Source organism: Pseudomonas abyssi (assembly GCF_003444685.1).
GTDB lineage: Bacteria > Pseudomonadota > Gammaproteobacteria > Pseudomonadales > Pseudomonadaceae > Halopseudomonas > Halopseudomonas abyssi.
Genome location: NZ_LMAZ01000012.1, coordinates 20,804 through 46,114, shown reverse-complemented (window position 1 = coordinate 46,114; position 25,311 = coordinate 20,804). Strand labels below are relative to the sequence as shown.

At 59.6% G+C, this 25,311-nt stretch carries 29 protein-coding genes and 2 tRNA genes; 9 read left to right on the top strand and 22 right to left on the bottom strand.

Features of this window, described 5'->3' with window-relative positions; all coding sequences use genetic code 11:
- The first annotated feature begins 138 nt into the window (after positions 1-138).
- The 3 genes from ASB58_RS19375 to ASB58_RS19365 all read left to right on the top strand — a co-directional run bounded on the left by ASB58_RS19375 (position 139) and on the right by ASB58_RS19365 (position 2,234).
- The gene (locus ASB58_RS19375) at positions 139-954 is read left to right on the top strand and encodes an enoyl-CoA hydratase/isomerase family protein (RefSeq protein ID WP_118132024.1); all 816 of its coding nucleotides are present in this window, start codon (positions 139-141) and stop codon (positions 952-954) included.
- Entirely contained in the window at positions 918-1,463 is a 546-nt protein-coding gene (locus ASB58_RS20405; protein ID WP_118132023.1) for a type I restriction enzyme endonuclease domain-containing protein, read from the top strand. The genes ASB58_RS19375 and ASB58_RS20405 overlap by 37 nt, the downstream gene beginning before the upstream one ends.
- 438 nt (positions 1,464-1,901) lie before the next feature.
- Entirely contained in the window at positions 1,902-2,234 is a 333-nt protein-coding gene (locus tag ASB58_RS19365) for a hypothetical protein (protein WP_118132022.1), read from the top strand.
- 503 nt (positions 2,235-2,737) lie between these two features.
- On the opposite strand, the gene ASB58_RS19360 is transcribed toward ASB58_RS19365, so the two are convergent.
- The 5 genes from ASB58_RS19360 to dapA form a co-directional block, all read right to left on the bottom strand.
- Positions 2,738-2,827, bottom strand: a tRNA-Ser gene (locus ASB58_RS19360).
- 53 nt (positions 2,828-2,880) lie between these two features.
- A complete protein-coding gene (gene purC, locus ASB58_RS19355) occupies positions 2,881-3,594 on the bottom strand; it encodes a phosphoribosylaminoimidazolesuccinocarboxamide synthase (RefSeq protein WP_118132021.1) in 714 nt (237 codons plus the stop codon).
- Between the two features lie 37 nt (positions 3,595-3,631).
- Positions 3,632-4,393 (bottom strand): MBL fold metallo-hydrolase, encoded by a 762-nt coding sequence (locus ASB58_RS19350; protein ID WP_118132020.1) that lies wholly within the window; start codon positions 4,391-4,393, stop codon positions 3,632-3,634.
- Entirely contained in the window at positions 4,390-5,529 is a 1,140-nt protein-coding gene (gene bamC, locus ASB58_RS19345) for an NlpB/DapX family lipoprotein (RefSeq protein ID WP_181977982.1), read from the bottom strand. The genes ASB58_RS19350 and bamC overlap by 4 nt, the downstream gene beginning before the upstream one ends.
- Positions 5,530-5,563: 34 nt before the next feature.
- The gene (dapA, locus tag ASB58_RS19340; protein WP_096006303.1) at positions 5,564-6,439 is read right to left on the bottom strand and encodes a 4-hydroxy-tetrahydrodipicolinate synthase; all 876 of its coding nucleotides are present in this window, start codon (positions 6,437-6,439) and stop codon (positions 5,564-5,566) included.
- Between the two features lie 246 nt (positions 6,440-6,685).
- Between dapA and ASB58_RS19335 the strand changes: the two genes are divergently transcribed.
- Both ASB58_RS19335 and ASB58_RS19330 read left to right on the top strand, forming a co-directional pair.
- Positions 6,686-7,243, top strand: a complete 558-nt coding sequence (locus tag ASB58_RS19335) for a glycine cleavage system transcriptional repressor (protein WP_096006302.1) — start codon at positions 6,686-6,688, stop codon at positions 7,241-7,243.
- Between the two features lie 21 nt (positions 7,244-7,264).
- On the top strand, positions 7,265-7,729 hold the full coding sequence (locus ASB58_RS19330) for a peroxiredoxin (protein ID WP_118132018.1): 465 nt from the start codon (positions 7,265-7,267) through the stop codon (positions 7,727-7,729).
- A 26-nt stretch (positions 7,730-7,755) separates the two neighbouring features.
- Here the strand turns inward: ASB58_RS19330 and ASB58_RS19325 are convergent, their stop codons facing one another.
- Both ASB58_RS19325 and ASB58_RS19320 read right to left on the bottom strand, forming a co-directional pair.
- Positions 7,756-8,844, bottom strand: a complete 1,089-nt coding sequence (locus ASB58_RS19325; protein WP_096006300.1) for an AI-2E family transporter — start codon at positions 8,842-8,844, stop codon at positions 7,756-7,758.
- Between the two features lie 5 nt (positions 8,845-8,849).
- Positions 8,850-9,092 carry a sulfurtransferase TusA family protein gene (locus ASB58_RS19320; RefSeq protein ID WP_096006299.1) on the bottom strand — a complete coding sequence of 81 codons (243 nt, stop codon included), beginning with the start codon at positions 9,090-9,092 and terminating at the stop codon, positions 8,850-8,852.
- 98 nt (positions 9,093-9,190) lie between these two features.
- Here ASB58_RS19320 and ASB58_RS19315 point away from each other — a divergent pair, with 98 nt between their 5' ends.
- Positions 9,191-10,642, top strand: a complete 1,452-nt coding sequence (locus ASB58_RS19315; RefSeq protein WP_118132047.1) for a M48 family metalloprotease — start codon at positions 9,191-9,193, stop codon at positions 10,640-10,642.
- Between the two features lie 59 nt (positions 10,643-10,701).
- On the opposite strand, the gene nadA is transcribed toward ASB58_RS19315, so the two are convergent.
- Positions 10,702-11,760 (bottom strand): quinolinate synthase NadA, encoded by a 1,059-nt coding sequence (gene nadA, locus ASB58_RS19310; RefSeq protein WP_118132017.1) that lies wholly within the window; start codon positions 11,758-11,760, stop codon positions 10,702-10,704.
- On the opposite strand from nadA, the gene ASB58_RS19305 reads away from it, so the two are divergent.
- The gene (locus tag ASB58_RS19305) at positions 11,649-12,515 is read left to right on the top strand and encodes a Yip1 family protein (protein ID WP_118132046.1); all 867 of its coding nucleotides are present in this window, start codon (positions 11,649-11,651) and stop codon (positions 12,513-12,515) included. The genes nadA and ASB58_RS19305 overlap by 112 nt on opposite strands.
- Positions 12,516-12,589: 74 nt before the next feature.
- On the opposite strand, the gene ASB58_RS19300 is transcribed toward ASB58_RS19305, so the two are convergent.
- The 14 genes from ASB58_RS19300 to aspS form a co-directional block, all read right to left on the bottom strand.
- Positions 12,590-12,665: transfer RNA gene (locus ASB58_RS19300), tRNA-Lys, on the bottom strand.
- Between the two features lie 54 nt (positions 12,666-12,719).
- On the bottom strand, positions 12,720-13,427 hold the full coding sequence (gene queC, locus ASB58_RS19295; protein ID WP_118132016.1) for a 7-cyano-7-deazaguanine synthase QueC: 708 nt from the start codon (positions 13,425-13,427) through the stop codon (positions 12,720-12,722).
- A 52-nt stretch (positions 13,428-13,479) separates the two neighbouring features.
- On the bottom strand, positions 13,480-14,262 hold the full coding sequence (ybgF, locus tag ASB58_RS19290; RefSeq protein WP_096006295.1) for a tol-pal system protein YbgF: 783 nt from the start codon (positions 14,260-14,262) through the stop codon (positions 13,480-13,482).
- 13 nt (positions 14,263-14,275) lie between these two features.
- Positions 14,276-14,782, bottom strand: a complete 507-nt coding sequence (gene pal / locus ASB58_RS19285) for a peptidoglycan-associated lipoprotein Pal (protein ID WP_083727692.1) — start codon at positions 14,780-14,782, stop codon at positions 14,276-14,278.
- A gap of 43 nt (positions 14,783-14,825) precedes the next feature.
- A complete protein-coding gene (gene tolB / locus ASB58_RS19280; RefSeq protein ID WP_118132015.1) occupies positions 14,826-16,127 on the bottom strand; it encodes a Tol-Pal system beta propeller repeat protein TolB in 1,302 nt (433 codons plus the stop codon).
- On the bottom strand, positions 16,127-17,167 hold the full coding sequence (tolA, locus tag ASB58_RS19275; RefSeq protein WP_118132014.1) for a cell envelope integrity protein TolA: 1,041 nt from the start codon (positions 17,165-17,167) through the stop codon (positions 16,127-16,129). The genes tolB and tolA overlap by 1 nt, the downstream gene beginning before the upstream one ends.
- Positions 17,164-17,604, bottom strand: a complete 441-nt coding sequence (gene tolR, locus ASB58_RS19270) for a protein TolR (RefSeq protein WP_096006312.1) — start codon at positions 17,602-17,604, stop codon at positions 17,164-17,166. Before tolR ends, tolA begins: the two co-directional genes overlap by 4 nt.
- A gap of 24 nt (positions 17,605-17,628) precedes the next feature.
- The gene (gene tolQ, locus ASB58_RS19265) at positions 17,629-18,300 is read right to left on the bottom strand and encodes a protein TolQ (RefSeq protein WP_096006311.1); all 672 of its coding nucleotides are present in this window, start codon (positions 18,298-18,300) and stop codon (positions 17,629-17,631) included.
- Positions 18,301-18,360: 60 nt separating this feature from the next.
- Entirely contained in the window at positions 18,361-18,789 is a 429-nt protein-coding gene (gene ybgC, locus ASB58_RS19260) for a tol-pal system-associated acyl-CoA thioesterase (protein ID WP_096006292.1), read from the bottom strand.
- A 61-nt stretch (positions 18,790-18,850) separates the two neighbouring features.
- Positions 18,851-19,912: a Holliday junction branch migration DNA helicase RuvB gene (gene ruvB / locus ASB58_RS19255; RefSeq protein WP_118132013.1), complete on the bottom strand. Its 1,062-nt coding sequence runs from the start codon at positions 19,910-19,912 to the stop codon at positions 18,851-18,853.
- Between the two features lie 46 nt (positions 19,913-19,958).
- Positions 19,959-20,564 carry a Holliday junction branch migration protein RuvA gene (gene ruvA / locus ASB58_RS19250; protein WP_096006290.1) on the bottom strand — a complete coding sequence of 202 codons (606 nt, stop codon included), beginning with the start codon at positions 20,562-20,564 and terminating at the stop codon, positions 19,959-19,961.
- A 23-nt stretch (positions 20,565-20,587) separates the two neighbouring features.
- Complete coding sequence (gene ruvC, locus ASB58_RS19245; protein ID WP_118132012.1) at positions 20,588-21,115, bottom strand: crossover junction endodeoxyribonuclease RuvC; 528 nt, start codon at positions 21,113-21,115, stop codon at positions 20,588-20,590.
- A 77-nt stretch (positions 21,116-21,192) separates the two neighbouring features.
- Positions 21,193-21,939 carry a YebC/PmpR family DNA-binding transcriptional regulator gene (locus ASB58_RS19240; RefSeq protein WP_118132011.1) on the bottom strand — a complete coding sequence of 249 codons (747 nt, stop codon included), beginning with the start codon at positions 21,937-21,939 and terminating at the stop codon, positions 21,193-21,195.
- 61 nt (positions 21,940-22,000) lie between these two features.
- On the bottom strand, positions 22,001-23,776 hold the full coding sequence (gene aspS, locus ASB58_RS19235; RefSeq protein ID WP_118132010.1) for an aspartate--tRNA ligase: 1,776 nt from the start codon (positions 23,774-23,776) through the stop codon (positions 22,001-22,003).
- 256 nt (positions 23,777-24,032) lie between these two features.
- On the opposite strand from aspS, the gene ASB58_RS19230 reads away from it, so the two are divergent.
- Both ASB58_RS19230 and ASB58_RS20400 read left to right on the top strand, forming a co-directional pair.
- Positions 24,033-24,503, top strand: a complete 471-nt coding sequence (locus ASB58_RS19230) for a Dps family protein (protein WP_096006286.1) — start codon at positions 24,033-24,035, stop codon at positions 24,501-24,503.
- A gap of 139 nt (positions 24,504-24,642) precedes the next feature.
- Positions 24,643-25,287: a cold-shock protein gene (locus ASB58_RS20400; protein WP_328587551.1), complete on the top strand. Its 645-nt coding sequence runs from the start codon at positions 24,643-24,645 to the stop codon at positions 25,285-25,287.
- Positions 25,288-25,311: the final 24 nt, after the last annotated feature.

Sequence of the window (25,311 nt, the reverse complement as noted above, 5' to 3'; positions counted from 1 at the left end):
CACTTGTCGACCCGCCTTAGCTCGTCAGGTTCGCCGCCGCGCGGTGGTGAACTTAAGTAGCTGAACAACGTTACGGTCAGACAGCGCTGTGCTTAACGCCGCCTAACCCAACAACCTTCCTCTCTAAGGAGAAATACCGTGAAAAATGATGCTCTCATAATAACTGAGCTTCGCGGTGGCATTGCCTGGGTAACGATTAATCGTCCCGACAAACTCAACGCCCTGTCCGCCGCAGTGGTTACCGAATTACGAGAAAAAGTCACTGAACTGGAGGCCAACGACGAAGTACGAGTTATCGTCCTGCGCGGCGCTGGTAAGGCCTTCTCCGTCGGCTACGACATCGCTGAGGGCATCGCCAAAGGCGTGTCCAGCGCAGAAGACTGGCATAACGCACTGACCCGCAACGTCGACCTGTCGATGGCCGTCTGGGCTTGCACCAAACCGACCATTGCCGCAGTCGACGGCTGGTGCCTGGCGGGCGCGTGTGAGCTTGCCATGGCCTGCGACATGATCGTCGCCTCGGACCGTTCACAATTCGGCGAGCCGGAAATCCGCTTCGGCTCCGGCCCTGTGACACTGCTCATGCCCTTTTTGATTGGGCAGAAAAAAGCCAATGAACTGCTGCTGACCGGCGACGTAGTCTCCGCAGAAGCAGCCGAAACAATGGGGCTGATCAACCACGTCGTGCCGGCAACCGAGCTGGAAGAAACCGTCGACAAACTGGCCAAAAAAATCGCCATGACGCCTGCAGTTACCTTGCGACTGACCAAGCTGGCGTTGACCCGAGCCTATGAGGCAATGGGGTTAAGACAAGCCGTCACAGCCAACCTCGATGTCGTCTCCATCCTCAACTCCGCCTACTCCCCCGAGAAAGCCGAGTTTGGCGAGCGGGTCAAAAGCCATGGACTACGCGAAGCATTGAACTGGCGGGACTCGCGTTACGGTTCGCTTTAGCACAGGGGGTCAGCAAGCAAAAAAGGCGGGCCTACTGCAGCGTAGGTCAGCGCCGCCGAGTACGCGCAGATTACCAACAAGATCGAAAAGCACTTGGTGACCTTGGTAAAGCGGCCTACGACATTTGTTACAACCCTGAAGCTATCAGCCAAAGCGAACGCGACCAGATTCATTTTTTACCTCGCGGCACGCTCAATCGCCTTCAAGCTCACCAAAGGCAGTGCTGCGCAGATGAACGCTCGCGTGCGCGAAATGGCCGGCGAAGCACTGAGGGCATTGAGGAGATATTCAAGCTGGGCGAAAACGGCACCGCCGAGATGGACATCTTTGATGACGACTATCTGGCCAAGATCGAGAAAATAAAACTGCCCAACACCCGCATCAAGCTGTTGCAGCACCTGCTGGCCAAGCATGGCTACCCGCCGGTAGACCGGGATGAAGTGTATAAAGAAATCTTCGAGCAAGCGGAGAATTACAAGACACACAGAGCCTCTCTGTCCGCCTCGTGATAACCGCTGAGTGATTGGTCGGCCGCCATTTCTATAAGTTGGCTATGGCCTGATCAATCACTATCCAGCGTTAACCCCGGCACACACTCTATTGATTATTATCCGTCAGCGCATAGCCAAGCCGCTCTTGCATCACGGCAAGGCAAAAGCGGCACATTTGGACATATAGGCAAACAGCAATAGGCAATAATTCGCGAGCATTGTTTTATCTTGCCTGCAAGCACCGCAAAACGGCGCCTACGCATCACCTCCAGAAGAAAATCAAATTCTGCTCAAGAGGATTAGGCATTCACTCGACAGCATATGTGTATCGCGTTTTTCGCCAACTCTTTACCGTATCACCCAAGCAGAAAGCCAAAGCGCTTGCTCTGCAGGAATCTTGAAGGGGCCCATACAAGCAGTGTGCCTCAAGTCGAAATGGTTCTGGAGATACACAAAATGAAAGTGTCAAATCGCCCATCTTTTAATGCATTGGCAGCGCTGGTATCAGCCGCCGTGCTCATTGGCTCCTCTGTTGGTGTTGCTCATGCCGAGGATGGCGCGGAGCTTCTTATTGAGCTGCGCAGCAAGGCGACAGAAATCAGTGCATCGCTCTATGAGGTACCGACAAACACCTATTTGGCCGAGGATGGCTCTGAGCGCTTCAAGGAGATGTTGCGCCGTAGAACAGAGAGTGAGTTTTCTGCCACTCACGGCGTGAAAGACTACCTGGCTGAAGACGGCTCTGAGCGCTTGCGCAAGCTATCGCAAAGCGCCGAACGAAAAGCATAGAACCCGCCAAACCACCAACCTGTTCGACTTAGCTCTACCAACGCAATGATTGTTCTGGTCGGGTTTGCTGTTGTGCCGACTCGGCCAAACGAGGGTTCTCTCCGAGAACCCTCCGGACAAACAAAAACGCCCAGCTAGTCGGAGGACTGTGCCGTCTGAGGCTTCGTCAGGGATTATTCGGCGCTGCGCACCTCACCCCTCTTCGAGGGGCCGCCGTCGCTGTGCTCCGGCGTTCCTCGCCTGCGCGGCAGGCTCGGTCGAACGAGGGTTCTCACCGAGAACCCTCCGGACAAACAAAAACGCCCAGCTAGTCGGGAGACTGTGCCGTCTGAGGCTTCGTCAGGGATTATTCGGCGCTGCGCGCCTCACCCCTCTTCGAGGGGCCGCCGTCGCGATGCTCCGGCGTTCCTCGCCTGCGCGGCAGGCTCGGTCGAACGAGGGTTCTCACCGAGAGCTCACCGGATAAACAAAAACGCCCAGCTAGGCTGGGCGTTTTTGTTTATTGGCGGAGAGTCAGGGATTCGAACCCTGGGTACGGTTGCCCGTACAACGGATTTCGAATCCGTCCCATTCGACCACTCTGGCAACTCTCCAAGTCGGCGCGCATATTACCAGCTTTTGCTGACAATGCGGTAGCCGAAGATGCTCAGGGCAGCGGCACGCCGAGGCGTTGGGCGACTTCCTCGTAGGCTTCGATAACGCCGCCCAAGCCCTGACGGAAGCGGTCTTTATCCATCTTCTTGCGGGTTTCCTTGTCCCACAGGCGGCAGCCGTCCGGGCTGAACTCGTCACCCAGAACAATCTCGCCGTTGAACAGGCCAAACTCCAGCTTGAAGTCGACCAGCAGCAGGCCGGCCTCATCAAACAGCCCCTTGAGGATGTCGTTGATCTTCAGGGTCAGCTCCTGCATGCGCGCCAGCTGTTCAGCGGTCGCCCAGCCGAAAGTGACAACGTGGGACTGATTGATGAAGGGGTCGCCCTTGGCGTCGTCTTTCAGGAACAGTTCGAAGGTCGGCGGGGTCAGCGCCATGCCCTCTTCCACGCCCAAGCGCTTGACCAGGCTGCCGGCAGCAAAGTTACGCACCACGCACTCGACCGGAATCATGTCGAGTTTTTTGACCAAGCACTCGTTGTCAGACAGCAGTGCGTCAAACTGGGTCGGGATACCCGCGTCTTCCAGCTTCTGCATGATGAAGGCGTTGAAGCGGTTGTTGACCATGCCCTTGCGATCGAGCTGTTCGATCTTCTTCCCATCAAAGGCGGAGGTGTCGTTGCGGAACAGCAGGACCAGGCGATCCGGGTCGTCGGTGGTATAAACCGACTTGGCTTTACCGCGATAGAGTTCGTTACGTTTTTCCATTATCGGCTCCCGCTGTCCGCAAAATGGTGATGGGCAGTTACTGAATTGATTGCCAGGGCAGCCCCTGGTCCTGCTGCGCCAGCAGCAGCTCGCCGGACCAGTCTGTCAGCGCGTCTTGCAACGCTGCCAACGCCAGCTCCGGGCGGTTGTTCTTTTCACTGATGTGCGCCACAGCAATATGCCGCAGTCGCTCCAGGCCGGCGCCCCGGAGAAAACCGGCCGCCTGCTGATTGCTCAGATGACCCAGATTGCCGCCAACCCGGGCCTTCAAAAACGCTGGATAGGGGCCGCTAGACAGCATGTGCGGATCATAGTTGGCTTCCAGGAAAAGTGCATCCAGATCGGCGTATTGCTCGACAATCCAGGGTGTAATGGTGCCGGTATCGGTCAACACGCCAAGACGCTGGCGCCCGTTGTCAAAAACGTACTGACAGGGCTCTCTGGCGTCATGGGGCACGGCAACCGGGGTAACCTCTAGCTCGCCAACAGCAAAGCGCCCGTGCAGATCGATATGGCGAATATCCAGCCCCGACTCCTCGCGCAGCGCATAGCCAGTGCCCGGCGTCAGGTATACCGGTAGTTCATAACGCCGGGCCAGCTTGGCCACGCCCTGAATGTGGTCGCTGTGCTCATGGGTAACCAGGATGGCACTGAGCTGGTCGCCACTGATGCCGGCCTGACGCAGTCGCTGCTCGGTGGCGCGCAAGCTGAAACCGCAATCCACCAGCACTCGGCTGGCACCCTGTTCGATCAAGGTGCCGTTGCCACGACTACCGCTGCCGAGGGAGCAGTACCTCACTGCCGCGGCGGCCGCTCATTCAGGCCGCGCTGAATGCGCTCGAGCAGCTCACGGGCGGTGGTTCCGTCGGCCGCGTGTTCAATGCCGGCATCAACGCTGACTTCAATACGGTTGGAGGTCGGCGTCAGGCGCACCTGCAGCTGGCTGCCGTCATCTTCAACTTGCTCGTCTTCGTTATCACCACCGAACCAGCGCGCGAAGAAGCCAGGCTCCTCCTCTTGCTCGGAGCGGGTCTGATCCAGATTGACGTAGTAGACGCCGGAGCTGCGGTTATAGTCGGTGACGTAGACGTCAGCGCGTGCCAGCGCTTCGCCTACATCAGACCAGGCACGGTTGAAGTCGGTCAGCATGTACAACACGCTGTTGCCAGCGCCGTCCTGCTCCAGACTGGTTTCTACCGGGCCGCTGTTGATAATGCTGGAGACCAGCGCCGGACCATCTGTGCTAGTGCTCTGGTTCAGGTAGGTTTCCAGCTCGGCGAGCAGAGCGCGCTCAAAGTTGGTGTTGTCGGAACGGTTGGGCCACTCGCTGTCGTCATCACCCAGGTCTCGGGCCTGATGCAGTACCTTGATCTCTGCGGTGCCGTTGTTGACCCCCGGCTCCAGACGCACGCGGAAGCGCTGCTCCTCATCATCAATGCGCTGCCCCTCTTGGACGAGCGGCAGCATACGGCGCACCAGCGGATTCCCGGTGGACTGGCTGAAATCAACCCACTGGGTAGAGGCTTCACTCAGGGCGGCATCGCTGCGCGCCATCGGCACCCGATAATCAGACCAGAAGCGCTGCAGCAGCGGCCAGACTTCAGAGGCAGGCAATTGCGCCAGCACCCAACGCTGGCTGCCTTCCTGCTGCAGCGAGAAGGTCGAGGTGTCGACACCAGCGGCCATCGGACGCGGGCGCGGGGTCTCAAACTTTTCACCCGGCTGCGGCGCGGCGGCAACCTGACCCGGCACCGGCAACAGATCCCCCATCGGCTTGCTTTCGAGATCTGCCGGTACGGTCATGCGAGGCTTGACCTCAGCCTGCTGGTAGTCGCCGGCCCGGTCACGGAAGTAGCCGTTGTCTCCCATCAAATACCCACAGCCGCTCAGGCTGGCCAAAATTCCCAGGGTCAGTGCGCTCAGCACAGGCTTCATAAATGTTTCCTTGGTCAACAGGTGTTCCGATTGATTAGAGCAGGCCACACTGACGCAATGCACCATGAACGGTGTCATGGCAACGGGCACTGAGCGGGGTCAGCGGCAGGCGAATGCCGTCGGCAATCAGGCCCATTTCCAGCAGGGCCCACTTGACGGGAATCGGATTGGCTTCGATAAACAGCGCCTTGTGCAGCGGCATCAGGGCCTCGTTAAGACGACGCGCCGTTGCCTCGTCGCCACGCAGGGCTGCGGCACACATTTCATGCATCTGCAGGGGCGCGACGTTGGCAGTGACGGAGATGTTGCCCTTGCCGCCCAGCAGGATCAGCTCGACTGCGGTGGCATCGTCACCCGAATACACCGCCATGCGGTCGCCCACCCGTTCAATCACTTCGCGGGCGCGCTGCAGGTCACCGGTGGCTTCCTTGATGCCAACGATATTGTCGATGGCAGCCAGACGCTCAACCGTTTCCGGCAACATGTCGCAGGCGGTACGGCCGGGGACGTTATAGAGGATCTGCGGAATGGCGACGGCTTCAGCGATATGCTTGTGGTGCAGATACAAGCCTTCCTGCGTCGGCTTGTTGTAATAGGGCGTCACCAGCAAGGCGGCATCTGCGCCGACGCTGCGGGCGGCTTCGGTCAGCTCGACGGCTTCGCGCGTGGAGTTGGCGCCAGTGCCGGCAATCACCGGAATACGGCCAGCGACCTGCTGCACAACGCGGCGAATGGCCTCCTTGTGCTCAGCCATATCCAGAGTAGCGGACTCGCCGGAGGTACCCACCGCAACGATGCCGTCGGTACCCTTTTCCAGGTGGAAGTCGATCAGGCGCTCCAGAGCCTGCCAATCCAGGTCTCCGTTTGAATCCATGGGTGTAACCAGCGCCACCAGACTGCCCGAGATCATGCAACTCTCCACTTGGAACAATAAACGACAATGGTACTTTCGCCCCGCAGCCAGTACAAGCGACGCGCCGATTAATTCCTCACGGCCGCTGCAGGTACCCAAGCGCCTCGGCACCAGACGCGCAGCGCATTTGCCGGTAGTTCTGCGTGCCAGCAGCATGGGCAGTTGCCCCGCCTCCGGCAGGCTGGGACAATAGGCGCTTGTCTATCGCGCCCACAAGGCGCTTCCGTGAATTAGAGGATCACCATGTCCACCCCACCGGGTCAACGCGAGCAATATCTGGTCATCAACGTCATGGGCCAGGAAACCACATCGCTGGCCAGCCTGTTGACCCGCCTGTGCACCGAACATCGCTGCCAGATTGTCAGCAGCCGCATGAGTCGTCACGGCAGCTGTGCCGTGTTACTGCTGCAGGTCAGCGGCAACTGGGATGCCCTGGCACGACTGGAAACCCTGCTGCCGCCGCTGGCCAAGCGCGAACACATCCTGCTCTCCATGTCGCGCAGCCACAGCCTGGACGAACGCCCGCAGGCCCTGCCGTACAACGTCTTTGTTACCGCTGCACAACGCGCCGAACTGGTCGGCGAGCTATGCAACTTCTTCCAGCAACTGAGCATCGACATTGAGGAGCTGCAAAGTTTCACCTACCAGGCTCAGCACACGGGTACGCCCATGCTAAACCTGACGCTGACCATCGCCATTCCGGCGCAGACTCAGCTGAGCTGGCTGCGAGAGCAGTTTCTGGACTTTTGCGACGAACTGAACCTGGATGCCGTGATCGAACCCTGGCGCCCACTGCACTGATATCCGACGAGGAGACCGCCCATGTCCGTTGAACTGAATCAGCCCTTCCCCGACTTCAGCGCCAGCGCTACCGGCGACCAGACCGTCACGCCTGCCAGTCTGGCCGGCAAGAAGGTCGTCATTTACTTCTATCCCAAGGACAACACCCCCGGCTGCACCACTGAAGGCCAGGACTTCCGCGACAATTACGCTGCCTTTACCGACGCTGGCGCCGTGATCTATGGCGTTTCGCGTGACAGCCTGCGTACGCACAGCAACTTCAAGACCAAACACGAGTTCCCGTTCGAACTGATCAGCGATCCGGACGAGTCATTCTGCCGCCTGTTCGACGTGATCAAGCCCAAGAAGCTCTACGGCAAGGAGTATGAAGGGATTGAGCGCAGCACCTTTGTGTTCGACGAACAAGGTGTATTGCGCCAGGAGTGGCGCAAGGTGAAGGTGCCAGGGCACGTCGCCGAGGTACTGGCCGCAGTCCAGGCGCTGTAATCAGCCGCCCCGCCCCGCCCAGGCGCTCAGACCGGCTCTGGCGCCTCGGCTTGGGCATCGTGCGCGGCCTCCAGGCCGCGCGGCCAGGCGTAGAGCACAGCTTTGAACAGAGTCGCCAGCGGAATGGCGAAGAACACCCCCCAGAAGCCCCACAACCCGCCAAAGATCAGCACCGCCGCGATAATGGCAACCGGGTGCAGGTTGACTGCCTCGGAAAACAGGATGGGCACCAGCACGTTGCCGTCCAGCGCCTGAATCACCGCATAGACGATCATCAGCACCATGAACTCGTTACCCAGCCCCCACTGGAACAGACCGATCAGCGCCACCGGAATGGTTACCACGGTGGCGCCGATATAGGGCACCAGTACCGACAACCCGACCAGCACCGCCAGCAACGCGGCGTAGTTGACCCCGAGTATCGCGAAGGAGATATAGGTCACCGCACCGACGATCAGAATCTCCACCGCCTTACCGCGAATATAGTTGGCGATCTGCTGATTCATCTCGGTCCAGACCACGCGCATCAGGCGACGCTCACGGGGAAGGTGACTCACGGTCCAGGCGGTCAGGGTCTGGCTGTCCTTGAGGAAGAAAAACACCAGGATCGGCACCAGCACCAGATACACCAGCACCGTTACCACCACCGGCAGGCTGGCCAGCGACTGCGACAATGCCCACTGGCCAAACGCCCCCACTTCGCCGTTGATGGAATTCATCAGGCGCTCGATCTGCGCCTCGGAGATAAAGGACGGATATTCCTCCGGCAGGTGCAGCAACTGGGCTCGCCACTCGCCCAGCATGCCCGGCAGCTCGTTGAACAGGTTGAGCATCTGCTTCCAGACCAGCGGAATCACCACACCAAACAGGGCTGCCAATGCGCCCAGAAACAGCAGAAAAACAATCCAGACCGCCAGCGAATGCGGCAGCCAACGCTGCAAGCGGGTCACCAGGCCTTGCAACAGATAAGCCAGTACAACCCCGGTCAGCAACGGCGCCAGTTTGTCGCCAAAAGAAATGACGATCGCGAAACCCAGCGCCAGCACCACTGCCAGCACCACCGCTTCTTCATCGGAAAAATACCGCTGAACCCAGCCCTGAAAGACTTTTAACATGTGAATTAATCTGCTTTACGCAACCAATAGTGAAATTCGCCGTCCAATACACGGGCTTCAAGCAAGTGATTTCCGGACAGTTCCGCGAAGCGTTGAAAGTCCCGCTCGGACCCCGCATCGGTAGCCATTACATGCAACGTCTGGCCTGCTACCATGCTGTTCAGCGCCTGCTTGGCTTTCAGCAGGGGCAACGGACAACTGAGTCCACGGGCGTCAACAACAGCATCGATGGGCAAATCAACAGGCATACAAGGACTCCACAGCAGGTGGCCGACAGTATAGCCTTGCAGGCGCTCCCCTCGACAACAGCCAGACCCGGTATGAGACAAAAATGATGCAAGAAACCATGTCCGCGAAACGCCTGCTAGCCGCGGCGCTGCTGGTCGGTGCACTCGGCTTGCCCACCGGTGCGACCGTCAGCGCGGATGAATTCAACCTGCCTTCGCTTGGCGACACCAGCTCTTCGATGATGTCACGCGAGCAGGAGTATCAGCTCGGCCGCACCTGGCTGACCATGTTGCGGGGGGCTGTACCCACCCTGGACGATCCGCAACTCAAGGCGTTTGTCGAAGAGCGTACCTATCGTCTGGCCGAGACCAGTCAATTAACCGATCGCCGCCTGGCCTTTGTGCTGATCGACAGCCCGCAACTGAACGCCTTTGCCGCGCCAGGTGGCGTCGTCGGCGTCAATGGCGGGCTGTTTCTGCACGCGCAGAGTGAGGCTGAATTCGCATCGGTCATGGCGCACGAACTGGCCCACTTGTCCCAACGCCACTTCGCCCGCGGCCTGGAGCAACAGCAGCGCATGCAGGTGCCGTTTATGACCGCGATGCTGGCCTCGATCGTGCTGGCCGCGGCGGGCGGAGGCGACGCCGGCTTTGCTGCCCTTGCCTCGACCCAGGCTGCAGCGATTCAGGAACAGCGCCGGTTTTCTCGCCAAAATGAACAGGAAGCCGACCGCATCGGCATCCTCAACCTGGAAAAGGCTGGTTACGACCCCAAGGCCATGCCCACCATGTTTGAGCGGCTGGCCCAGCTTAGCCGCTACGATAGCAATCCACCCGAATTTTTGCTGACGCACCCCGTGAGCCAGTCGCGGATGGCCGATACCCGCAACCGCGCCGAGCAACTGCCGCCCGGCGGCGAACAGGACAGCCTGGAATACCAGCTGATGCGCGCCCGGGTGCAGCTCAAGTACGAACAAAGCCCTGGCTTGTCAGCCAAGCGATTTCGCGCATTACTGGATGATCACGAGGGCAATCACGATGCCGCTCGCTACGGCCTGGCGCTGGCCCTGTCACGCGGAGGGCAGCATGATGAAGCGAGTGAGGCGCTCGCACCGCTGCTGAAGGAGAACCCGCACAGTCTGCCGTTCAACCTTGCTCAGATCGAACTGGACACCAACGCTGGCCGCCTTGCCCAGGCACTGGAACGCACGCGCACCATGCAGCAGCGCTTTCCGAACAACTTCCCGCTGGATTTTGCCGAAGCGGACCTGCTACTCAAGCAGCAGCAGTACTCCGATGCCGAACGCGCCATTGATCGCCTGGCCAACCGCCGTGATGACGACCCTGACGTGTGGTACCTGGCTGCGGAGATTCGCGGCCTGGCAGGCAACATTCTGGGTGTTCATCTGGCCCGCGCGCACTACTTCAAGTTGACCGGCGATCTGCAGCAGGCGGAACAGCAGCTCGAACTGGCGCTGCAGCGCGCTGGCGGCAACTTCGTCACCAGCTCACGTATCAAGGAGCAGCAAAATGCCCTGCGCCGTCAGCGGGCCCTGGTTGAATCGATGTAAACACCGGTAGCAGCGCGCCGCATAATGCAACACAGCCGCCCCAGGGCGGCTGTGTTGTGTCAGGCATTGCCTTTGGCGGCGAGATTGGCGTTACGGGTAAAGTCCAGCATGCGATCCAGCGGCCTGACGGCCTTGGGAATCAGGTCTGCATCCACATGGATTTCATCAGCGCCGGTCTCGAGCGCGGCCAACACGCGCGGCAGGGTGTTCATCGCCATCCACGGGCAGTGCGCACAGCTGCGACAGGTCGCCCCGTTGCCGGCCGTCGGCGCCTCGATCAGCAGGCGGTCTGGCGCAGCCTGCTGCATCTTGTAGAAGATGCCGCGGTCGGTTGCCACGATAAACGTCGGGTTCGGCAAATCACGGGTAGCCTGAATCAGCTGACTGGTCGAGCCAACCACATCGGCCAGCTCCACCACCGACTGAGGCGACTCAGGATGCACCAGAATCGCCGCCTCCGGATGGACCTTGCGCAGGTCTTCCAGCACTTTGGCCTTGAACTCCTCATGCACGATGCAGGAGCCTTCCCACAGCAGCATGTCGGCGCCGGTTTCGCGCTGAATGTAGTTACCCAGGTGTTGATCCGGCGCCCAGAGGATCTTTTCACCCTTGTCGATCAGGTGCTCGACAATCGGCAGCGCGCAGCTGGAAGTCACCACCCAGTCGGCCCGCGCCTTCACCGCCGCCGAGGTATTGGCATACACCACCACGGTGCGGTCGGGGTGCTGGTCGCAGAACGCCGAGAACTCATCGATCTGACAACCCAGGTCCAGCGAGCAGGTCGCCTCCAGCGTAGGCATCAATACGCGTTTTTCGGGGCTGAGAATCTTGGCGGTTTCACCCATGAAACGCACGCCAGCCACCACCAGGGTGGTTGCCTCGTGGTCACGGCCAAAACGTGCCATCTCCAGCGAATCCGACACGCAGCCGCCAGTCTCTTCAGCCAGCTCTTGCAGCAGCGGATCGGTGTAATAGTGGGCAACCAGTACCGCGTTGTGCGCTTTCAATGCAGCAGCAATGCGGGCCTTGTAGTCGGCCTTCTCGGCATCGCTCAGCGGCGCAGGCGCCCTGGCGTCCAGGTGCGCCTGCACCAGCAAACGCTCTGAAATCTGGGACATGTTTCAATCCATCAGGAACAACGGAACGGGCGATTGTAGCATGCCCGCCGCGCAGCCCACGCAAAAATGAACCCATAGCGCTTCAGGCCAGTCAACCGTCTGCAGTATCAAAACACGTCCCCCGGAGGAGGCCTGACATGATCCATCTGATTCCTGGGCTTATCTCATCACCCTCACGCGGGTGGAGCCCAATCCGCGAACATGCCAACCAGCACCCGTGGAGCTTCGTGCCCACGCTCATGCTGCTACCCCTGCTACCTGCGCTCTGCGTCTATGTGGGTGCAACCGATGTGGGCTGGAGCCTGTTCGGCTCGGATCAGGAGCGCCAGCTCAACAGCAGTAGCGCAGGCTTGCTGGCATTGATGCTCTACCTCACCTGCCTGACAAGCGTACTGGTGACCGCCCTGGCAACACGCTGGGTACTGTTTCGCACCACCCGCCGGCCGGCCTTTACGGTGGCAGCCACTTTCACCACGATCCTTGCCATGCCGCTGCTATTGGCCGGCATAGTCAGCATCCTGCCGGTGCGCTGGTTGCTGATACCCGCACTGGCGCTGGGCGGGCTTTGCAGCATCCTGCTGCTCTACCAGGGCCTGCCGGGCTACATGCAGCTCAAGCGCAATGATCAGGAACGCTTCTACGCCACCTGCATTCTGGCAGCCGCAATCCTGGTAGTGCTGACGTCAGGGTTCTTTTTCATGGAGCTTTGGTGGCAGCCACTGGACGGTGGATACGTTATTCCGGAAAACGGATAAGCACTGCGAAAAACACGAATACAGGGAAGCGATACACTAGGGTGGCCAGGGACGGCCGGAGAGAGTTTCCAGAGTGGTGGGTCGTGTAGGATTCGAACCTACGACCAATTGGTTAAAAGCCAACTGCTCTACCAACTGAGCTAACGACCCCCTGCTGGAAGCGCGCTATATTACTGATTTACCGAGGAAACTCAAGCCTTTTTTTCAATGGCCGGCAAATTTTCCCTGATAGCGCGTCGGGTCAGCGACACCGGCAGTAGCGAAGCCTTCAGCCCGCAAACGACAGCTATCGCAGACACCGCAAGCACGGCCCTGCTCATCCGCCTGGTAGCACGACACCGTCTGACTGTAGTCCACGCCCAATGCCTGACCGGCCAGAATGATCTGCGCCTTGCTCAACTGCTGCAACGGCGCCCGTATACGGAATCCCTCGCCTTCCACGCCGGCCCGCGTCGCCAAATTGGCGAGCTGCTCGAAGGCGCTGACAAACTCTGGCCGGCAATCCGGGTAGCCCGAGTAGTCGACCGCATTGACCCCGATGTAAATGTCGCGCGCCTCCAGCACCTCGGCCCAGCCCAGTGCTAGCGCCAAAAACAGCGTATTGCGCGCCGGCACGTAGGTAACCGGAATACCCTCCTGCGGCGACTCGGGCACAGCAATGCGCTCGTCGGTCAGAGCCGAGCCGCCAATGCCGTTAAGGTTCATGCCAATCACCTTGTGTTCGACCACACCCGCAGCCCGCGCTACGCGCTCGGCTGCCTCCAGCTCCACCCGGTGACGCTGGCCGTAATCGAAGCTCATGGTGTAACAGGCTCGCCCCTCAGCCTGCGCCACAGCCAGCACCGTCGCCGAATCCAGCCCACCAGACAGCAGTACAACGGCGCGACCAGAGGAATCAGGCTTGGCAGACATGGAAAGTACTCGATAGAAACGTAAACCGGGGGCAAAAGCCCCCGGAGGAAGATCAGTTCAGGCTGCTGAGCTCGCGCCCGGCCAGCTGCGCGGCGGAGGAGTCAGGGTACTTGCTGATGACCTGCTGAAACAGTTCACGCGCCTTGTCGTCACGACCCAGACGGCGCTCGACATCACCCAGCTTGTACATTGCGTCCGACTCCTTGCGGTGGTCGGGATAGCGGCTGATCACCTGAGCAAAGGCGCGGCCGGCAGACTCAAGGTCAGACTGGACCAGGTACACTTCGCCCAGCCAGTATTGCGCATTACCCGCGTACTGACTGTCGGGGTAACGGCGCAGGAAAGCGGTAAAGGCTTGCGCGGCCTTTTCAAAATCGCGCGCCTTGACCAGATCAAAGGACGCGTCGTACATCAGTTTTTCGCGCTCCGGGTCCGGTGGCGCGGCAGAAGCGCCCGCATTGGCGGCGGGCTGCTGGGTGTCAGCAACGTCTGGGCTTGCCCCGCTACTGCCGGACGCAGGTGCGGTGTTCATGCCAGACAGACGGCTGTCGATATCCTTGTAACGATCAAGCTGATCCTGTTCCATCTGCTTGATTTTGTAGCTCTGCTCTTCGAGCATGCCACGCAGCAGGGTTACTTCCTGCTGAAGTTGATACAACTGTTGAAACAGCTGGCCTTCACTGGAAAGGCCAGCCTGGGTCTGCTGGGTCACCGAGGAGCCCTGATACACGGCGTTCGAGCCATTGTTCGAACTGCCTTCCATCACTGGAACCTGTGCCATTGCCGCCAACGGCGACAGGGCAAAGGCAACCAGTACTCCTCTGTAACCCTTCATACGACCTCGTCTCTTACTTGCGCAGCTCTACGCGGCGGTTCTGAGCCATGGCTTCCTCGCTGGAACCCATCGCTGCCGGCTTCTCTTCACCGTAGGATACCAGTTCCAGTTGAGCCGGGGACACACCCTGCAGAACCAGGTAACGCTGAACGGAAGCAGCACGACGCTCGCCCAGAGCCATGTTGTACTCGCGGGTGCCACGCTCGTCAGTGTGACCTTCCAGAACGACACGGTTGCCAGCGGACTTCAGGTCCTTGGCGTGTACGTCCAGAGCGCGCATGGCTTCGGGCTTCAGCTCGGAGCTGTCGTACTCGAAGTAGAAGGTGGTGATAGCGCGCAGAGCAGCTTCTTCGCTGTTCATGCCGCTATTGGAACCTGCACCGGAAGTACCAGCGCCGTAGCCTGCGTTCGGGTCAACTGCACCAGCGCCAGAGGTGTCGCCACCCTTGGAGGAACAGCCTACAACCACGCCGAACGCGACAACCAGAGCAGCGGCTTTGCCAAACTTGATAACTTGCATCATGAACTCCTATTAACCCCATATGGTTTAGTGTTGGTGCGCCCTATGGCAGGTATGGGGACCATGAAGGTACGCGCAGGTCGGTGAACTGTGTCGGAATCTCCGACCGCGCACGCCCGTTTGTAGATACCAGCATGAGTACGCCCCGTCCCTGTTGACGGGTAGCATAAATTAACATAGCGCCATTGGGAGAGACGGTTGGCGACTCATCCAGTGACGTTTCTGTTAAAACTCTCAAATTCCCGCGCTCAAGATCTTGCGTGGCAATCTGAAAATTACGGTAACCCTCCTGGCGATGCACCATAACCATGGTGCGACCGTCGACAGAGAGCTTGGCGTTGGCATTATAGTTGCCAACAAAAGTCAGGCGCTCGGGTGAGCCAGAGCCCAGACTCTGCTTGTAAATCTGCGGCCGGCCGCCACGGTCGGAGGTAAACACGATTGTGTTGTTGTCCATCCAGAACGGCTCGGTATCAATCGAGAAATGATTGGTCACGCGGCGCAGCTGCTTGCTGGCCAGCTCCATCACATAGATCTCGGGGTTACCGTCGCGCGACAGCACAAAGGCCAGGCGGTTGCCGTCCGGAGACCAGGCTGGCGCGCCATTCAAGCCTTCAAAACTACTCACCCGCTCGCGGCGACCGGTGCGAATGTAATGCACATAAATCTCGGGCCGGCGTGACTCAAAGGACACATAGGCAATGCGCTCGCCGTCCGGCGAGTAGCTCGGACTCAGAATCGGCTCACGCGACTGCAGCAACGTCACCGCGCGCGCGCCGTCGTAATCACTGCGCTGCAGGGTGTAACGCGTGTTATCGACAGAGAAACGCTCAGCCGCAACGTATAGAATCTTGGTACCGAAGGCGCCCTGAATGCCGGTCAACTCCTTGAACACCTCGTCACTCAGATGATGAGCAATGTCGCGCAGCTGATTACGGGTACCGCTGATCGAGCGTGACAGCAACACTTCCTCCCGCGCCACACTGTACAAACTATAGGTCAGATCCAGGTTCTCGCCACCGGTACTGCTCACCTGCCCCACGACCACGTATTCAGCACCAATCATGCGCCAATCGCGGGCGTTGATCTCTTCACCGCGCACCGGATAGCTCAGCATGTTGTTACGCTCGAGCGGTGCAAACATGCCACTGTTACGCAGGTCATTACCGACAATCTGCGCCATGTCCTCAGACAACGGCGCACTGCCCTGCCAACCGAAGGGTACTACAGCGACCGGAATAGGCTTGTTGTTGCCGTGAGTAATTTCTATATAGTTCTGCGCAAAGCTCAGTTGAGCTACACAGAACAACGCAATCAAACCAAGTGCTTTAGCGAATCTGCTCATTAGAAAGACAAGTCCTCTGGTTTGAAGCCCATCTCCAGACTTCTGAAATCCCGTTCAAACACCGCAGGGTGTTCACTCGAAAGTTTCTGTAATTCAGGAATACGGCCTACATTCCTAACCGCCTGCACAGCAGACTGGTCAAACGCTGCATCGCCACTGGATTGAGTGACAGATACATCAGTAATCTGGCCCGTAGGCAGCATTCCTATTCGCAGCACTACTTTCATCCCGTTCACAGCTGTCGGCGGTGCGCGCCACTGCTCCGAAATGTAACGACGAACGAGGTCGTTGTAGCTGGCCGCAACTTGATCACCGCTGCGATCAGCCTGTGCCTGTTGGTGCTCAATCTGCTCGCCCAGCAAATCGTTCAAGGCACTGGCCTTGGCCGCTTCGCGCTCACGCTGCTCCCGGGCGACACGCTCTTGCTCACGACGACGCTCGGCCTCCTGGGCAGCCTTACGCTCAGCTTCTTCGGCTGCCTTGCGTCTGGCCTCTTCCTGCGCTTTGCGACGCGCTTCTTCTTCAGCCTTCTTGCGCTCGGCCTCGGCAGCGGCGCGCTCACGGGCGGCCTGCGCTTCTGCGGCCTTTCTCGCTTCTTCTGCCTGACGGCGCTCAGCTGCGGCCGCCGCATCAGCGGCTTTTTGCTCAGCTTCGGCCTCGGCCTGGCGCTCGGCCTCGGCGGCTTTGCGCTGCGCTTCGGCTTGCGCCTGACGGGCCTGTTCGGCCTGCTCTGCTCTGGCCGCCTCGGCTGCCTGTTGCTGCTCGCGCTGCTTCTCCAGCGCTTCCTCGTCCGCACGCGGCGAACGTGATTGCTGCGCCTCGCCGGCGATCTTCTGATCCGTCGGTGTGGTGCTGGGACTCATCGAGTCCAGCTGCACCAAGGTCGCCTGCACGATCGGCTTGGCCGGTTCGAATTCCGGCGCACTACTAAAAGAGGCGAACAGCAGGATCGCCACCAGCAGGTGCAGTCCGACCGCCTTCAGCAGCGGAGACGAATAACGCTCCGAGGCTGCAGGCCGGTATTGATATCGCGTGCTCACGGCGCCTCGGTAATCAAGCCTACGTTGGGCACACCCGCCTGTTGCAGGGCGCCCATGGCGGTGACAACCACCCCGTAATTGGCATTCTTGTCACCACGGATGTACACCAGCGTGTCGGGCTTGGCGCGCATGATCTTGGTCACGCCTTCGGTCATCGCTTCCAGAGAAACAGCGCTATCGGAATGGTTTTCCGTGTCCACGGCCTCGCCCAGGTTCCAGTAGTAGGTCCCATCAGCCAGGACGGACAAGGTCAGCACCTGCTGGTTGCTGTCGCTCGGCAGCACTTCACTGGAAACCTGCGGCAGGTCGACTTTGACGCCCTGATTCAACATTGGCGCGGTCACCATAAAAATCACCAGCAGCACCAGCATCACGTCGATGTAGGGCACCACGTTCATTTCTGCGACCGGTTTGCGCTTATCGCGGCGCCTGTGCATGTGCATGCTCATAGCGGCCTCCGCTTACTCCTCGCGCGCGTGAACGCGGCGATGCAGGATGCTGGAAAACTCGTCGGCGAAGGTGTAGTAGCGACCAATCAGCATCTCAGAGCGCGCCGCGAAGCGGTTATACGCAACCACCGCCGGAATCGCAGCAAACAGACCAATAGCCGTGGCCACCAGCGCCTCGGCGATACCCGGTGCTACCGTTGCCAGCGTCGCCTGCTGCACCGTGGCCAAGCCGCGGAACGAGTTCATGATCCCCCAGACGGTGCCGAACAGGCCCACATAGGGGCTGGTAGAACCGACGGTCGCCAGGAACGGCAGGTGCTGCTCCAGCTTTTCTTCCTCGCGGGAAATCGCCACACGCATCGAGCGCTGTACCGCATCCATTACCGCATCCGGATCAACACCGGACTGCTGACGCATGCGCGAAAACTCCTTGAAGCCCGCGCGAAAAATCTGCTCCAGACCCGAATTTTCGTCTGGCGAACCAGTGACCTGACGATACAGCTGTGACAGATCCACACCTGACCAGAAACGGTCTTCGAAATCATCCAGAGCATTTTTTGCCGAACGCATGACACTGCTGCGCTGGAAAATCATTACCCAAGACACCACCGACGCTGCCAGCAGGGTCAACATCACCAGCTGCACCAGTACACTGGCGCCGGACACCAGGTGCCATATCGACATTTGATCAGCCTGCACGCTCTACCACTCCTCGCAATCTCATACGTTCTTTCGGTTCGGTCGTCACGCCTCGGAGGCGCTGTTCTGAAAAGCCGCTCGCAGGCTGTCCGGAATGGCTCGGGGCCGATACTGGTCTGCACTCACGCAAGCCACGAGCACGTCGCCCTCGCACAACAAATCTCCCGCCCGAGTTACTCTCTGGCGGAAACGAATACTTGCTCGCTTGGTTTCCAAGACAGTCGCAGATACGACAAGTTCATCGTCCAATCGTGCAGGCGCGTGATAGCGTGCCGTGACAGAGTGCACAACAAAAATGACGTTTTCTCTCTGCAGAGCGCTTTGATCAAAGCCGAGAGTGCGGACCAGCTCCGTCCGCGCACGCTCCATAAACTTCAGGTAATTGACGTAGTAGACGATGCCGCCGGCATCGGTATCTTCAAAGTAGACGCGGGCTTTCAGCTCGAACGGCGGCCCAGAACGTTCAACGCGCATAATGTAGAGCCAAGCAAAGGTTTTGCATAGTGGGTTTACTCGCTATTTGCAAAAATATTTTTCAAGGCGAATCGGGCGCCGCCGGGTCATCAAACAAATCCGCAGAGGCAGGTGCCATGCGGGCTGGCGCATTTAGGCCAAAATGCTGATAGGCATGGCGCGTGACCACCCGACCGCGGGGCGTACGCATGATAAAACCCTGCTGAATCAGGTAGGGCTCAAGTACGTCTTCAATCGTGTGACGCTCCTCGCTGATCGACGCAGCAAGGTTGTCAATGCCAACCGGGCCACCATCAAATTTGTCGATCATGGTAAGCAGCAGACGGCGGTCCATGTGATCAAAACCCTGCTCATCCACATCCAGCAGGTTCAACGCCTGATCGGCCACGTCAGCACTGATCACACCCGCGCTGCGCACCTCGGCAAAGTCGCGTACCCGGCGCAGCAGACGATTGGCGATGCGAGGGGTGCCACGGGAACGACGGGCGATCTCGCGGGCGCCGCCGTCATCCATCTGCAGACCGAGAATGGCAGCAGAGCGCGCCACGATCGTTGCCAGGTCAGCAACCGAATAGAACTCCAGCCGCTGCACAATGCCGAAGCGATCGCGCAGCGGGTTGGTCAGCATGCCAGCCCGCGTCGTCGCGCCGACCAGGGTAAAGGGCGGCAGATCCAGTTTGATTGATCGCGCGGCAGGCCCTTCGCCGATCATGATATCGAGCTGGTAGTCCTCCATCGCCGGATAGAGAATCTCTTCAACAACCGGCGACAGGCGGTGTATCTCGTCCACAAAAAGCACGTCGCCCGCTTCCAGGTTCGTCAGCAGCGCAGCCAGATCGCCGGCGCGCTCCAACACCGGACCGGAGGTGCTCTTGATCTTGGCACCCATCTCCTGCGCGATAATATTGGCGAGGGTGGTTTTGCCGAGGCCGGGCGGGCCGAAGATCAACACATGATCCAGCGCCTCGCCACGTCCTCTGGCAGCCTTGATGAACAACTCCATCTGTTCGCGCACGGTCGGCTGACCTATGTAGTCGGCCAGCTTCAGCGGACGAATCGCCCGATCAATGACTTCTTCCTGCTGCCTGGGCGTTGCCGCAATCAGGCGATCTTCTTCCAGCATGTCTTATCCATCAAAAAGGGAGGCGTTGCGGCCCTCAGCGCGCGCTCTACACCATGCCCTTGAGCGCCCGGCGAATCAACTCTTCACTGCTGAGACCGTCTTCATCGACCGCCGACACCGCCTTGCTGGCTTCCTGAGGCTTGTAGCCCAGAGCAATCAAGGCGCTGACAGCATCCGCGCTCGGCTTGACTGGCGCCGCGCCTGCGCCGACCGGCCCCGCCAGCACCATCGCACCAGGTGCGGCATCCCAGGCCTTGAAACGATCACGCAGTTCAATCAGCAGCCGCTCAGCGGTCTTCTTGCCAACCCCCGGGACCCTGACCAGAGCACTCACATCCTGATGCTGAACCGCCATGACCAGCTCATCGACGTCCATCCCGGACATCAGCGCCAGCGCCAGCTTGGGACCGACACCATTAAGGCGAATCAGCTCGCGAAACAATTCACGCCCGCGCTTGTCGGCAAAGGCATACAGCAGCTGAGCGTCTTCACGCACGACCATGTGGGTATGCAGCGTCACTTTTTCGCCGAGCGCCGGCAACTGGTAGAAGGTACTCATCGGCGCATCCAGCTCGTAACCGACACCCTGTACATCCACAAGGATATGCGGGGGCTGCTTTTCCAGCAAAATTCCAGTCAAACGTCCTATCACTTACCCTGCTTCCTTCTATTCGGTTAGCGTCGACGCACCCGCCCAGCACGCACGGCCAGGGCGACATTACCCATTTGGCGCTGCACCCCCGTCATGTGCGCATGGCACAGCGCAATCGCCAGCGCATCGGCCGCATCAGCCTGCGGTGTGCCCGCCAGCCCCAGCAGCTGAGTCACCATGTGCTGCACCTGCTTCTTGTCCGCAGCCCCGGTACCCACCACTGCCTGCTTGACCTGCCGAGCACTGTATTCATGTACTGTCAGGCCGGCGTTCACCGCCGCGACAATGGCAGCCCCCCGCGCCTGCCCGAGCTTGAGCGCGGAGTCCGGATTACGCGCCATAAATACCTGCTCGATGCTGACAACCTCTGGCCGATACTGCTCGATCAACTCACTAAGATAATGAAATATCTTCTGCAGTCGCTCGGGGAAGGCGCCCTCGCCCACACGGATACAGCCGGATGTGACGTACTCTTGCCGCCCCGCTTCGTGACGCACAATGCCGAAGCCCGTTATCCGGGAGCCGGGATCAATCCCCAGTATCAGCGCCATCTGTCACCCATCAGCAAGCAACCCATAGAAAAAAGGGAGGCCTACGCCTCCCTCGTCGACCAGCCGCAGCAACACCATCACTCCAGCTGCTCCAGAATCTCGTCGGAGATCGAGGCATTGGAGTAAACGTTCTGCACATCATCCAGATCTTCCAGCATGTCGATCAGCCGGACAACCTTTTGCGCGGTATCCAGATCCAGCTCAGCCTCGGTCGATGGAATCATCGCCACCTCGGCTGACTCAGCGGAAAAACCGGCACTCTCAAGCGCATCACGTACCGCGCCGAACTCCTCGAAGCTGGTAAACACATCAAAGGAGCCGTCGTCATTGGCGACAACATCCTCAGCACCGGCCTCCAGCGCCACTTCCATCAGTGCGTCTTCATCCGTGCCCGCAGCAAAGCCAATCTGTCCGCGACGAGTAAACAGGTAGGCCACCGAACCATCGGTACCCAGGTTGCCGCCACATTTACCAAACGCATGACGCACTTCGCTGACTGTCCGGTTGCGATTATCGGTCATGGCCTCAACCAGCACAGCAACACCGCCGGCGCCGTATCCTTCATAGGTCAGCTCTTCCATGTTGTCGGCATCATTGCTGCCGGCACCACGGGCGATGGCACGGTCGATGGTGTCGCGGGTCATGTTTGCACCCAACGCCTTATCCACCGCCGCACGCAGACGCGGATTATCCGCCGGGTTGCCGCCACCCACCTTGGCCGACACGGTCAACTCGCGAATCAGCTTGGTGAAAACTTTGCCTCGCTTGGCGTCCTGCGCGGCCTTGCGATGCTTGATATTGGCCCATTTGGAATGACCGGCCATAACACAACTCCAGATAAAACAGGCCCCGGTTACACGCTGGACGCAACCGGGGGTATAAGACTTACTCGACCTTGGTCTGCTCGCGCAGACGAATGCTCAGCTCACGCAGTGCCTTGTTGTCCACCAGACCCGGTGCCTGGGTCATGACACAGGCTGCGCTCTGAGTTTTCGGGAAGGCGATGACTTCACGAATCGACTGCGCACCGGTTACCAGCATGACCAGACGGTCCAGACCAAAGGCCAGGCCACCATGCGGCGGTGCACCAAACTTCAGTGCGTCCAGCAGGAAGCCGAACTTCTCCTGCTGCTCGTCGGCGCTGATGCCCAGAATGTTGAACACGGCCTGCTGCATTTCCTTGCGGTGAATACGGATCGAACCGCCGCCCAGCTCAGTACCGTTCAGCACCATGTCGTAAGCGCGTGACAGCGCGGTCGACGGATTCGCCTGCAGCTCTTGCGGTGAGCACTTGGGCGCGGTGAACGGGTGATGCAGCGCAGACAGCGAGCCATCATCGGTCTCTTCAAACATCGGGAAGTCGACCACCCACAGCGGCGCCCACTCAGAGGTCAGCAAGTCCAGGTCATGACCGAGCTTGATGCGCAGTGCGCCCAGCGCCTCGGACACGATCTTCGCCTTGTCAGCACCGAAGAAGACGATATCGCCATCGACCGCACCCACGCGATTGAGGATTTCTTCCAGATTGGCTTCCGGAATGAACTTGACGATCGGCGACTGCAGGCCTTCAACGCCCTTGGCACGCTCATTAACCTTGATGTAGGCCAGACCCTTGGCGCCGTAGATGCCGACAAACTTGGTGTAGTCGTCGATCTGCTTGCGCGGCATGCTGGCACCACCAGGCACCCGCAGCGCTGCAACGCGGCCTTTCGGGTCGGTCGCCGGACCACTGAACACCTTGAATTCCACCTCGGTCAGTTGGTCGGCTACGTCTACCAGTTCCAGCGGGTTACGCAGATCAGGCTTGTCGGAGCCATAGCGACGCATGGCTTCCTCGAAGGTCATATGTGGAAACTCGCCCAGATCCACATCCAACACCTGCTTGAACAGCTGGCGGATCATACCCTCGGTCAGCCCCATGATGTCGGACTCATCCAGGAAGCTGGTCTCAATGTCGATCTGAGTGAACTCGGGCTGACGATCGGCACGCAGGTCTTCGTCGCGGAAGCACTTGGCGATCTGATAGTAGCGATCAAACCCGGACACCATCAGCAGCTGCTTGAACAGCTGTGGCGACTGCGGCAGCGCGAAGAAGTGGCCGGGATGGGTGCGGCTGGGCACCAGATAGTCACGCGCCCCCTCAGGAGTGGCACGGGTCAGAATCGGGGTTTCGACATCCAGGAAGCCGTTCTCGTCGAGGTAGCGGCGAATGCTGCTGGTGATCTGCGAGCGCAGCTTGAGCTTCTCCGCCATTTCCGGGCGGCGCAGGTCGATAAAGCGGTAGCGCAGGCGCGTTTCCTCACCCACGTCACTGTATTCATTCAGCGGGAACGGCGGCGTATCGGCTTCGTTCAGCACTTCCAGCTCATAACCCAGCACTTCAATGTCGCCGGAGGCCATGTTGGCATTGCGAGCACCTTCCGGGCGCAGACGCACCTTACCGGTCACTTTGACAACATACTCGCTGCGGACACGGTCGGCCTTGGCAAAGGTCTCGGCACGATCCGGATCGAAGACGACCTGGGCCAGGCCTTCGCGGTCACGGATATCCAGGAAGATGACCCCACCATGGTCACGACGGCGGTGTACCCAACCGCAAAGAGTGATTTCCTGATCCGCCAGCGATTGGTTCAGCTGGCCGCAATAGTGGCTACGCATCATGGTGTGGTGATTCCTGTGGTCGGCAAATTTGGCGTCAGTTGCCGCAGCGGCCTTTTACCGCATCGACGAGCGCCTGAAGAAAAACGCCATAATATACCCGAAACTTGGCCAACGAGGGAGCCTCGACACGGCTCGCAGCACCAAGGCGATACGCAACGGGAACCCAACAGCCAATCTGCACTCAGAACAAGTAACCTGTTACTGCGGACGCTGCGCCTCACGACGCCGCGCCGCCAGACAACCATGAGGAGCCATGATGAAGATTGATATCGGCATTACCGAAACGGATCGCGGACAAATCGCTGAGGGCCTGTCGCGCCTGCTGGCCGACACCTACACCCTCTACCTGAAGACCCACAACTTTCACTGGAACGTGAAAGGGCCGATGTTTCAGACCCTGCACCTGATGTTCGAAACCCACTACAACGAACTGGCGCTGGCGGTTGACGATATCGCCGAGCGCATTCGCACCCTGGGTTTCCCGGCGCCGGGCACCTACAAGCAGTTTGTCGAACTCAGCAGCATCAAGGAAGAAGACGGCGTGCCGGAAGCTAAGGACATGATCCGTCTGCTGGTTGAAGGCCATGAAGCCTGCGTCCGCACCGCACGCAGCGTCTTCCCGATCTGTGACGAAGCTCACGACGAGCCAACGGCTGACCTGCTGACCCAGCGCATGCAGACACACGAGAAAACGGCCTGGATGCTGCGCAGCCTGCTCGAAGGCTGAACTCCCCTCCCTCGCCCGCAACGCGACAGCGCCCGGCTTGGTAGCCGGGCGTTTTCAGGTTAGAGTGCCATCCGGCAGCGCCACAGCCATCGGCCTGTCGACATGACAATACTAAATCGTTGCATCCATGGTGAGCCTCTTGAAAACCCTTCGTTATCTGCATCTGGTGACAGGTGTCGGCGTCCTGCTGACTGGCCTGCTTCACAGCATTCCGTTCTTCACTCAATCCGCCCCGATCAACTATATCGGCCTACTGGCCGTACTGACCGGCCTGATCAATCTGCAGCAATTCAATCAAACCGAACTACCAAAACAAGGCGCAGCCGGCGCTGTCTCTCTGGCCAGCTCCACGCTCCTCATCCTGGCTGCCTGCATTCCCTTCTGCAGCCTGCTGGTCAGCTCATACTTTATTGACTGGAACATCTGGGCTCTGGCCGCCGGCGTCCTCGGCGTCTGCCTGTCCAGCCTGCTGACACTGGCAGCGGAGCTGAGCAGCGGATCCCGGCCAACCACCGCAGAGACGCCCACCACGCGCAAGCCTCGCCCCAAGCAGGAGCGCCAGGGCAAAGCCAACGATGGCCGCGAGATGGGCACGGTCAAATGGTTTAATACCAGCAAAGGCTTTGGCTTTATTACCCGCGACTCCGGCAGTGACGTGTTCGTCCACTTCCGCTCGATTCAGGGCGATGGACACCGGGTGCTGCAGGAAGGGCAACGTGTTGAATACACCGTTGCCAAGCGCGAGAAAGGCTTGCAGGCCGAGGAAGTAGCCATCCTCGACTAGTCGGGGGAAACACTGATTAGTGAG